The following is a 9,309-nucleotide window of genomic DNA, read 5'->3' as shown; positions in this document are numbered from 1 at the left end:
CGTAGATTTAGCATCCAACTTATGACAAGCTGCACAATTTGCATTAAACAATTCTTTTCCTTTTGCAGCATCACCACCAGTAGCAGTTGTTACTTCAGCAACAGGTGCATCAGCCATAGCTGCATCTTGAGAATAAGAAACTAATGATAAAGATAGCGTTAAAGCTAAACTGAAGAAAATCCTAGAAAACGATTTATGGTTACCCACCTTTTTCATATTTAAAATGATTATCGACTATAATTGGTATAGTTTTAGCTATAAATGTGTTTAATAAAACTCACATCCTTTTTAAAACTCCGACAAAAATACAATAATTGAATTATTATCAAAACCTTAATTTTACCTTAAAATGCAATTTATACTTGTTCTAAATAAAACATTAGTCTTAACAAATACATTTTAAGTGTAAATTTGCATTAAACATTATTTATTATGAAGAAATTAACGACTTACAAATTACTTATTTTAGCGCTGATATTCAGCTTTATATCAAATAAAACTTTTTCTCAAACCATAGAACAAGATCCAAAAATCGAGGCTTTATTAAAAGAAAAAAGAAAAATTAATACAGGAATAACCATAAATGACTTGTACAAAATTCAGATTATTAATGGCAAAAAAGATGATGCTTTGAAAGCATTAAATGAATTTAAAAGCAATTATAAAGAAATAGATGGCACAATAATCTATAATAATCCAACATTTAAGGTTTGGGTTGGTAGTTTCAAAACAAGAATTGAAGCAGAAAATGCTTTACTTGAAATTAAAAAGAAATATCCTTTGGCTTTATTGATAAAACCAAATAAATAAAAATGAAAAGAGCTTTTCTTTTATGTATACTATTACACGCGGCCTATACATTTGCACAAAACACAAAAGACACTACTAATATAAATCATCTTGAAGAAGTAGTGCTTTCAACCGTTAGACTTCCTAAGAAAAAACAATCATTACCTATTCAAGTAGAGACAATCCGTTTAAAGCAAATTGAATTTCAAAATTTTCAAAACACAGCTGATTTACTTTCAAATTCAGGAACTCTAGTCGTTCAAAAATCACAGCAAGGTGGAGGAAGCCCAACTATAAGAGGTTTTGAGGCCAGTAGAGTTTTATTGCTAGTAGATGGCATTAGAATGAATAATCTTATATATAGGTCTGGCCATTTACAAAATGTAATTTCTGTTGATGAAAATCTTCTTGAAAATGTTGCTGTTTTCTACGGACCAACATCTACTCTTTTTGGAAGTGATGCTCTTGGAGGAACTATTAACATGACTACCAAAAAAGCGAAATTTTCATCAAAAAAAATTGGAAAAATAAGTGGTAATATTTCAACAAGATATTCTTCTGTAAATGAAGAAAAATCAGGTCATTTTGATTTTAATTATGCTAAAATAAATTGGGCTTCGTTAACTTCTTTCTCTTATAATGATTTTGGTGACTTAAAAATGGGAAAAAGAAAGAATCACAATGGAGATTACTTTGGAGAAAGACCTTTTTATATTGAAAACATAGGTGGAAATGATGTTTTGACTGAAAATTCAGATAAATTTATGCAAAAAAAATCCGGTTTTAAGCAATATAATTTTATGCAAAAAATTGCTTTTAAAAGCCAAAAAGAATTTGAACATGGTCTAAATTTTCAATTCTCAAACAGTACAGATATACAAAGATATGATAGACTAACTGATGCTTCATCATCTGGTTTGAAAAATGCAGAATGGTATTATGGACCACAAAAAAGGCTTCTAGCTATTTATAGCTTAACAAAAGAAAAAGTTTTTTTTAATAGTGATTTAAAAGTAGATTTAGCTTATCAAAATATTGAAGAAAGTCGTCATAATAGAAAATTTGGAAATTACAACTTGCAAAATAGAATGGAGAAAGTTAACATGTATTCTGTAAGTATTGATTTACATAAAGAATTTTTATCTGGTGATTTATTTTATGGTATTGAAAGTTATTTGGAAGATTTGAATTCTTCGGCATTTTCAAACAACATTAATACTGGAGAAATTAAACCAATTGACGCACGTTATCCAAACGGAAACAACAACATATTAAGAAATGATCTTTATATTTCTTATAATACAGTTTTTTCAAAAAAAACAAATTTCAATATTGGCGCTAGAGCAGGACATACTATTTTAAACAGTACAATTCATGATGATACATTTTTTCAACTTCCTTTTAGTGATATTAATCAAAAAAACTTTACTTATAGCGGAACTGTAGGTTTAGTTCATAAACCTTCTAAGAACATTGATTTAAAAATGAATATTAGTACAGGGTTTAGAGTGCCAAATATAGATGATTTAGCTAAAATTTTTGAATCTGGTGGTGGATTTATAATTGTTCCGAATGCAGATTTGAAGCCTGAAAAAACAATAACAACTGATTTAGGATTGGTAATTAAGACGGATAACAAACGTTTTCAAATGGAAAATACATATTATTTTACTCGATTTATAGATGCCATTATTACAGACAATTATTTATACAATGGACAATCAACTATAACTTATAATGGAAGTCAAAGTCAAGTTTTAGCAAATCAAAACAAAGGTAGAGCTTATGTAACTGGTTTCTCAACTAACATAAAAGGCTATCTAGTTTCTAGTTTACAATACGTAGCTAATTTTAATTACACATTAGGAAGAATTACTAGTGAAGAAGAAAAAATGCCGCTTGATCATATCCCTCCTTATTATGGTAAAATTGGTTTGAATTATGAAAAAAATTGGGGAACGATTGAAGCTTACATGTTATATAATGGCAAAAAACCAATAAATGATTATTTCCTAAATGGTGAAGACAATGAACAATATGCACCAAATGGAGGAATGCCAGCTTGGGAAACTTATAACCTAAAAACAGCCTTTACAATCATTCCAAAAGCAACTTTATTTGTAGGTATTGAAAACATTTTAGATACGCAGTATAGGGTTTTTGCTTCAGGAATAAATGCTCCTGGAAGAAATATTTATGGCGGTTTAAAGTATGAATTCTAAGAACTAGTTAAAAAGTGCGACATTAATTTAGTTTTAATTAATATCACAAAAAAAATCCCAAGCTTTAAACTTGGGATTTTTTATTTATTATATGATGTTTTATTATTTCAACTTTTTCTTCACTTCCACTTCTTGGAAAGCTTCGATGATATCTAGTTCTTCAATGTCGTTATAGTTTTTGATTTGCATACCACAATCGTATCCTTTTGACACATCTTTAACGTCATCTTTAAAACGTTTTAAAGTTAACAATTCACCAGTATATACCACAACACCATCTCTAATTATACGAATTTTAGAATTTCTAAATATTTTTCCATCAGTAACCATACAACCTGCAATTGATCCAATTTTAGAGACTTTAAAGATTTCTCTAATTTCTGCAGTACCAGTGATTTCTTCTTTTAATTCCGGAGAAAGCATTCCTTCCATTGCATCACGTAAATCATCAATTGCATCATAAATGATTGAGTAGTTACGAATATCAATTTCTTCTTTTTCTGCTAATTGCTTAGCATTTCCTTGTGGGCGAACATTAAATCCGATTATAATTGCGTCAGAAGCAGAAGCCAACAATACGTCAGATTCAGTAATTGCTCCAACACCTTTATGTATAATATTTACTTGAATTTCTTCTGTAGATAATTTAGAGAATGAATCAGAAAGTGCTTCTACAGATCCATCCACATCACCTTTAAGGATAATATTTAATTCTTTAAATTGACCTAAAGCGATACGACGACCAATTTCGGCAAGAGTAATGTGCTTTTGCGTTCGAACAGATTGTTCTCTTTGCAATTGAGTACGTTTTGCGGCAATTTGTTTTGCTTCTCTTTCGTCTTCATACACATTGAATTTGTCACCTGCTGTTGGCGCACCGTCTAATCCTAAAATAGATACAGGAGTTGATGGACCAGCTTCAGTAATTACATTACCTCTTTCATCATGCATAGCTTTAATCTTACCATGATTTTTACCTGCCAACATATAATCTCCAACACGTAATGTACCTGCTTGTACTAAAATAGTTGAAACATAACCTCTACCTTTATCTAATTGTGCTTCCACAACAGTTCCAATAGCTGCTTTATCTGGGTTTGCTGTTAATTCTAATATTTCAGCTTCTAATAAAACTTTTTCTAAAAGTTCTTTTATACCTGTTCCTTTTTTAGCAGAGATATCTTGAGATTGGTATTTTCCACCCCAATCTTCTACTAATAAATTCATAGCTGCTAACTTTTCTTTTATTTTTTCTGGATTTGCAGTTTCTTTATCTACCTTATTGATAGCAAATATCATTGGAACTCCAGCTGCTTGAGCGTGACTAATTGCTTCTTTTGTTTGAGGCATAATATCATCATCGGCAGCAATTACAATGATTGCAATATCTGTTATTTGAGCACCACGAGCACGCATTGCAGTAAAGGCTTCGTGACCTGGTGTATCTAAGAAAGCGATTTTTTGACCACCTTCTAAAGTTACTCCATATGCCCCAATATGTTGTGTAATTCCACCTGATTCACCAGCTATTACATTTGCTGAACGAATATAATCCAGTAAAGATGTTTTACCATGATCAACGTGTCCCATTACAGTAACAATTGGAGAACGTGGTTGTAAATCTTCTGGTTTATCTTGTACTACTTCTAAATTTTCTTCAATTTCTGAAGTAATAAATTCTACTTCGTAACCAAATTCGTCTGCAACAATTGTTAATGTCTCAGCATCTAAACGCTGGTTTTGAGTTACCATGATACCAAGTGTCATACAAGTACCGATTACCTTTGTAACTGGCACATCCATCATTGTTGCAACTTCACCTACGGTAACAAATTCTGTAACTTTAATTGTTTTACTTCCTTCGTCTAATGCTTGTTGTTCATCTTCTGAACGTTGACGGTGAGAATCTCTTTTATCTCTTCTGTATTTGGCAGCTTTAGATTTTCCACCTTTACCTCTACCTTGAAGTCTTTCTAGAGTTTCTTTGATTTGGTTTTTAACGTCTTCTTCTGTAGGCTCTGTTTTTTGAATAACTGGTTTTTTACCCCCTTTATTAAACCCACCTCTAACAAATTCTTTCTTTCCACCTGTATTATTGACACCTGGAACTACAGGAGTTCCTGGTTTAGCAATTCTACGACGTTTATTTTTGTTGGCGTTGTTATTAGCTCCAGGTGATCCTGTTCCCGCTGCTTTTACATCACCTGCTTTTTTAACTTCTTTTTTAGGGTCTTTCTTTTTAGGTTTATTGAATTGAGACAAATCAATTGTTTTTCCTGTAAAAGTAGCACCTGCTAATTTAGTATATTGAGTTTCAACTTTTTCTTCTTCAGGTTCAACTGACGTCTCAACTACAGGTACTTTTTCTTCTTTTTTAGAAGATTCAGTAGCCTTTTCAACTTTAGGAGTCTTTTTCTCAACTTTAGGTTTTTCTAAAACCGTATTGATTTCAACTTTTGGAGTTTCAGCTTTAGGAGTTTCAGCTTTTGGAGCTTCAACCTTTGGAGCATCAACTTTTGGCGCACCCACTTTTGGAGTTTCTGCTGTTGACTCAACTACTTTTTCTTGAGGCTTGCCTGATTTTTTTGAATCCAAATCTATTTTACCAACAGTTTTTGGACCAGAAAGTTCAGCTTTTGCTTTAATTACTTCAAGCTTTTGCTTCTCTTCTTGCAATCTTTTTACTTCAAGTTCTTTTTCGAGTTCTCTTTTAAGTGCTTCTTTTTCTTTACGCTTTTCTTCACCAACTTCAAGAGAGGCAACTTTTTTTCCTTTGTCAGCAGAAAATTGACCACATAAAATATCATATTCAGCTTGAGAAATTTTTGCATTAGGACTTGAATCAATTGAATGATCTTTTTCTTTTAAGTAGTCCACTGCTCTCTCTAAGGAAATATTTAATTCTCTTAAAACTTTGTTTATTCGTATTGCTCTTTCTTCAGACATAAATTAATTTAGTGTTTCTTCTGAACTATATTTTTGTAAATATAATCTTTTTTAATCTTTTTTTGTTAGACATAATAGTAGTTAAAACTATCTATCAAACTCTTCTTTTAAGACTCTAACAACTTCTAAAACCGTTTCTTCTTCAAGATCTGTTCTACGAACTAAATCCGCAACATCTTGATCAAGAATACTCTTAGCAGTGTCTAAACCTATTTTTTCAAATTCTTGTATTACCCATTCTTCTATTTCATCAGAGAATTCTCTTAACTCAACATCATCTTCTTCCTCTGTTAAACCTTCTCTAATAACGTCTAATTCATACCCAGTAAGTTGCCCTGCCAATCTAATGTTGTGTCCACCACGACCAATTGCTTTAGAAACTTCTTCTACTTTTAAGAACACTTCCGCAGTTTTCTTTTCTTCATTAATTTTAATTGAAGAAACTTTTGCAGGACTTAATGCTCTTGTGATATATAATTGCGTATTCGTTGTGTAATTGATTACATCAATATTTTCGTTACCTAATTCTCTAACGATTCCGTGAATTCTAGAACCTTTCATTCCAACACAAGCTCCAACTGGATCAATTCTATCATCATAAGAATCTACAGCAACTTTAGCTTTTTCTCCAGGAATACGGACTACATTTTTAACAGAAATTAATCCGTCGAAAACTTCTGGAATTTCTTGTTCAAATAATTTTTCCAAAAACAATGGTGCTGTTCTAGACATAACAATTTGAGGTTTATTACCTTTCAGTTCAACGCTTTCTATAATACCTCTTACGTTATCACCTTTTTTGAAATAATCACTTGGAATTTGTTTTTCTTTTGGAAGAACAATTTCATTCCCCTCATCATCCATCAAAATTACAACTTTTGGACGTACGTGATGCACTTCAGCCGTGTAAATATCCCCTATTAAATCTTTAAATTGTTTGTAAAGATTTGTATTATCGTGTTCATGTATTTTTGAAATTAGGTTCTGACGTAAAGCTAAAATAGCTCTTCTACCTAATTGAATTAATTTTACTTCTTCAGAAACATCCTCTCCAACTTCAAAATCTGGCTCGATTCTTCTTGCTTCAGATAATGATATTTCAGAATTTTCATCTTCCACTTCTCCATCAGCAACAACAACTCTATTTCTCCATATCTCCATATCTCCTTTATCAGGGTTTATGATTATATCAAAGTTGTCATCTGATCCGTATTTTTTCTTTAATGCGTTTCTAAAAACATCTTCTAAAATAGCCATTAACGTTACTCTATCTATGAGTTTGTCGTCTTTAAATTCTGAAAACGAATCGATTAATGCAATATTCTCCATGTTGATTCTAAATAATTAAAATGATATTAATACAATTGCTTCTTTTATTTCTGCGTAAGCAATTTCTTTTTTATTCCTAACTGTTTCTTTTCCTTTGCCAATTTTCTTTGGCTCTCTTGACTGCCATTCTAGAGTAATTTTATCATCATCAGCTGCTACAAGAGTGGCTTCAATTTTCTCTAGTTCATTTGTAGTTACTCTTAAGTTTCTACTTACATTTTTTTTGTATTGTCTTATAAAATTCAATGGTGTAGAAACTCCAGCTGAAGCAACATCTATTGAATATTCAAGCTCATCTTTATCTAATTCATGCTCAATTGCACGACTAATGCCGATGCAATCTTGAAGGTTTACACCATTATCATCATCTAAAGTTATCGCAATTTTGTTGTCTTCCGTAACAACTAAATCAATTAAAAACATTGATGGTTTATGCGATAAAGCCTCGTCTAGAAGGACTTTTACTGTTTCTTTAAAACTCATAATTTTATAAAAAGAGGGAAGCATTGCTTCCCTCATTATCTAAATTGTCATACAAATAACGGTGCAAATATACATAATTTTTTAAATAAATAAAACCTTTGATTTATATAATTAATTTTCATACCTTTATGTAAATAAAAAATTAGATATAATACATACACAATGAAAAAAATTTTAGTACCTACAGATTTTTCTAAAAGCGCAGAATATGCATTAAAAGTTGCAGCACAGATTGCTAAAAAAAATAATGGAGAAATACTATTAATTCATATGCTAGAGCTACCAACTTCTGGTAATGACGCTGTTTCAAGCTCACATGACATACCTGAATTAATGCTGTTTAAAAATGCAGCTTTAAACAAATTAGAAGAAATTATGAATGCTGATTTTTTAAAAGGCATTAATATTTCTAAAGTTATTCAATTTGAAATGGCTTTTGATGGTATTCTTAAAAGTGGAAAAGCACATACTGCAGATTTAATAGTCATGGGGTCTCATGGCGCAAGCGGTTTTCAAGAGATGTTTATAGGTTCTAATACCGAAAAAGTAGTTAGAAATTCAGATATTCCTGTTTTAGTAATCAAGAAAGACGACGATAATTTTAATGCTGACAATTTTGTTTTTGCTTCTGACTTCTCAGATGAAATTAAAGAACCTTTCAAAAAAGTTGTTGAATTTGCTAATAATTTCAATTCTCATTTACATTTAGTAGTGATAAATACTCCCAATAGTTTCAAATCAACACATGTTGCTCAGGAAATAATGGATAATTTTACATCAGGTTTCAAAATCAACAACTATTCAACACATATTTATAATGATGTAAATGTAGAGAAAGGAATTTTACATTTTGCAAAAAGCATTAAAGCTGACCTAATCGGAATGAGTACACATGGGAGAAAAGGGATTGCACATTTCTTCAACGGAAGCATTAGTGAAGACTTAGTCAATCACGCAAAAAGAGCCGTTATTACTTTTAAAATATAATAAAAAGTATAAGCATAAAAAAAGCCCCGATATATTCGGGGCTTTTTTGTTGTCCCACAAGGACTCGAACCTTGAACGACGGTACCAAAAACCGCTGTGTTACCATTACACCATGGGACATGGTCTGCTATTGCGAGTGCAAATGTAATACATATTTTATTTATTACAAATTTTTCTAAAAAAAATATTAAAAAATTAATTTCAGCGTTACTTATAATAAAAAAATAGTTTCTTTGTAAAATAGATAAAATAATCTCATTTAAATTTACTTATGACATCATTTAACTTTAATAAATGGAATAATATTCTAGGTTGGTTTGCTTTTGCAGTAGCTTTAGTAACTTATAGTTTAACTGTTGAACCTACTTTAAGCTTCTGGGATTGTGGTGAATACATTTCGACAGCAGCCAAACTAGAAATTGGCCATCCTCCTGGAGCACCACTATTTCAAATGCTAGGTTCTTTCTTTGCAATGTTTGCGACAAGTGCAGATAAAATAGCGTTAATGGTTAATATGCTGTCCGTTTTTTCGAGTGCATTTACTATTTTATTT

8 protein-coding genes and 1 tRNA gene are annotated in these 9,309 nt (G+C 31.1%); 4 read left to right on the top strand and 5 right to left on the bottom strand.

The genetic code is table 11. The annotated features are described in order from the left end of the window. On the bottom strand, positions 1–216 hold a 216-nt coding region (locus AACZ53_RS12025), incomplete at its 3' end, for a c-type cytochrome (protein WP_339838765.1). A gap of 216 nt (positions 217–432) precedes the next feature. Here AACZ53_RS12025 and AACZ53_RS12020 point away from each other — a divergent pair. Continuing rightward, the gene (locus tag AACZ53_RS12020) at positions 433–810 is read left to right on the top strand and encodes an SPOR domain-containing protein (RefSeq protein WP_339838762.1); all 378 of its coding nucleotides are present in this window, start codon (positions 433–435) and stop codon (positions 808–810) included. 2 nt (positions 811–812) lie between these two features. Next, a complete protein-coding gene (locus AACZ53_RS12015; RefSeq protein WP_339838760.1) occupies positions 813–3,011 on the top strand; it encodes a TonB-dependent receptor in 2,199 nt (732 codons plus the stop codon). A 102-nt stretch (positions 3,012–3,113) separates the two neighbouring features. Here AACZ53_RS12015 and infB read toward each other — a convergent pair whose 3' ends face one another. The 3 genes from infB to rimP form a co-directional block, all read right to left on the bottom strand. Then, the gene (gene infB, locus AACZ53_RS12010) at positions 3,114–5,957 is read right to left on the bottom strand and encodes a translation initiation factor IF-2 (protein WP_339838758.1); all 2,844 of its coding nucleotides are present in this window, start codon (positions 5,955–5,957) and stop codon (positions 3,114–3,116) included. Between the two features lie 87 nt (positions 5,958–6,044). Then, positions 6,045–7,286, bottom strand: a complete 1,242-nt coding sequence (gene nusA / locus AACZ53_RS12005; protein WP_339838755.1) for a transcription termination factor NusA — start codon at positions 7,284–7,286, stop codon at positions 6,045–6,047. Between the two features lie 15 nt (positions 7,287–7,301). After that, a complete protein-coding gene (gene rimP, locus AACZ53_RS12000) occupies positions 7,302–7,769 on the bottom strand; it encodes a ribosome assembly cofactor RimP (protein WP_339838752.1) in 468 nt (155 codons plus the stop codon). A gap of 162 nt (positions 7,770–7,931) precedes the next feature. Here rimP and AACZ53_RS11995 point away from each other — a divergent pair, with 162 nt between their 5' ends. Continuing rightward, on the top strand, positions 7,932–8,756 hold the full coding sequence (locus tag AACZ53_RS11995; protein ID WP_339838749.1) for a universal stress protein: 825 nt from the start codon (positions 7,932–7,934) through the stop codon (positions 8,754–8,756). A gap of 49 nt (positions 8,757–8,805) precedes the next feature. On the opposite strand, the gene AACZ53_RS11990 is transcribed toward AACZ53_RS11995, so the two are convergent. Further along, a tRNA-Gln gene (locus AACZ53_RS11990) sits at positions 8,806–8,876 on the bottom strand. A gap of 151 nt (positions 8,877–9,027) precedes the next feature. On the opposite strand from AACZ53_RS11990, the gene AACZ53_RS11985 reads away from it, so the two are divergent. Further along, positions 9,028–9,309, top strand: a 282-nt coding sequence (locus tag AACZ53_RS11985; RefSeq protein WP_339838747.1) for a DUF2723 domain-containing protein, incomplete at its 3' end; no start/stop codon positions are given.

Origin of the sequence: uncultured Flavobacterium sp. (genome assembly GCF_963975005.1) — a bacterium.
GTDB lineage: Bacteria > Bacteroidota > Bacteroidia > Flavobacteriales > Flavobacteriaceae > Flavobacterium.
This window is presented reverse-complemented; position numbering and strand designations above follow the sequence as displayed.